General features: G+C 62.6%; 3 protein-coding genes. All 3 read right to left on the bottom strand.

Annotation, left to right across the window (positions count from 1 at the left end; all coding sequences use genetic code 11):
• On the bottom strand, positions 1-615 hold a 615-nt coding region (gene paaC, locus RMN73_RS10230), incomplete at its 3' end, for a 1,2-phenylacetyl-CoA epoxidase subunit PaaC (RefSeq protein WP_309603226.1).
• Positions 615-905 (bottom strand): 1,2-phenylacetyl-CoA epoxidase subunit PaaB, encoded by a 291-nt coding sequence (paaB, locus tag RMN73_RS10225; protein WP_309603225.1) that lies wholly within the window; start codon positions 903-905, stop codon positions 615-617. The genes paaB and paaC, both read right to left, overlap by 1 nt.
• Positions 902-1,637, bottom strand: a 736-nt coding sequence (gene paaA, locus RMN73_RS10220; RefSeq protein ID WP_309603224.1) for a 1,2-phenylacetyl-CoA epoxidase subunit PaaA, incomplete at its 5' end; no start/stop codon positions are given. The genes paaA and paaB, both read right to left, overlap by 4 nt.

Below are 1,637 nucleotides of genomic sequence, written 5' to 3'. Positions count from 1 at the left end.
ATCGACCTCGAACAATTCGGGGATGAAGCGCCAGCACCAGTCGAGCCCCTCGGCCATCCGCACTGCGCTCTCCTCGGTCCCGTCGCCGAGCCGGATCGTCCAGTCGGCGGCCAGTTCGCGGTGATAGGCGACTTCCTTGACCGCCTTCGCGGCCAGTCCGGACAGGAACGGATCGGGGCTGTCGGACAATTCGCGGTACAGCAGGTGCTGATAGGTCGAGAATAGCAATTGCCGCGCGATCGTCCGCGCGAAATCGCCATTGGGCTGCTCTACAAGCCAGCAATTCTTGTAATCCAGCACGTCGCGGTGGAACGCCAATTCATCGCCATCGTCATTATTGGCTTTGTTGAGCAGATGCGTCGCCTGCCCGATCAGGTCGAGCGCAAGATTGGCGAGGCTGAGATCAACCTCCAGCCCCGGCGCATGCCCGCACCATTCGGACAATCGCTGGCCAAGCACGAGCGAATCATCCCCCAGCCGCACCAGATAATCATAATAAGCATCCTCGAGCGGATCCTTGCCCGGCGCAGCAATGCCTTCGTCAAACACGCCGCCATCGGGCGCATTGTTCGCATCGCGCACATCCTTGGGGTCGATCACCGGAAGCGAGGGCATCAGATATGCTTCACCACATCGGGAATGTCGTAGAAGGTCGGGTGCCGATAGACCTTGTCCTCGGCCGGTTCGAACAACGGCCCGCTATCGGCCGGATCGCTGGCAATGATCTGGTCCGACTTCACGATCCACAGCGAGACGCCTTCCTGCCGCCGGGTATAGGTGTCTCGGGCATGGGCCAGCGCGAGCTTCGGGTCAGGAGCATGAACGCTGCCAACGTGGCGATGCGCCATGCCGCCCTTCGAGCGAATAAAGACTTCCCACAAGGGCCAGTCATGACCCTCACTCACGCCGCCACCCGGGCAGCGCGCTTCGCCTCATAGGCCGCGGCGGCATCGCGCACCCAGGCACCGTCGTTCCACGCGTCGCGGCGATCCTTCATCCGCTCCTTGGCGACCGGCCCTTCGCCGCGCACCACTGCGTAAAATTCCTCCCAGTCGATCGCACCAAAGTCGTAGCCGCCCTTGGCCTCATTCCACTTGAGGTCGGGGTCGGGGATCGTCAGCCCGAGATACTCAGCCTGCGGAACCCCGATATCGACGCATTTCTGCCGCAGCTCGTCATTGGTCTCGCGCTTGATCCGCCAGCGCATCGAGCGCTCGGTATTGGGCGAGTTGTCGTCGGGCGGGCCGAACATCATCAGGCTCGGCCACCACCAGCGGTTGAGCGCGTCCTGCGCCATGCGCTTTTGCTCCGCCGTGCCATTGGCGAGCACCATCATGATCTCGTAACCCTGGCGCTGGTGGAAGCTTTCCTCCTTGCACACGCGGACCATCGCCCGCGCATAAGGGCCATAGGAAGCGCGCTGCAGCGGCACTTGGTTCATGATCGCCGCGCCGTCGACCAGCCAGCCGATCGCGCCGATATCGGCCCAGGTCAAAGTCGGATAATTGAAGATCGTCGAATATTTGGCTTTGCCCGAGTGAAGCGCGTCGATCATCTGCTCGCGGCTGGTGCCAAGCGTTTCGGCAGCGCAATAGAGATACAGCCCGTGCCCCGCCTCGTCCTGCACCTTGGCGAGC

It is taken from the genome of Sphingomonas sp. (assembly GCF_031372575.1).
Taxonomy (GTDB): domain Bacteria; phylum Pseudomonadota; class Alphaproteobacteria; order Sphingomonadales; family Sphingomonadaceae; genus Sphingomicrobium.
Note: the sequence above shows the minus strand (reverse complement) of the source record. Positions and strands in the feature narration are given on the sequence as shown.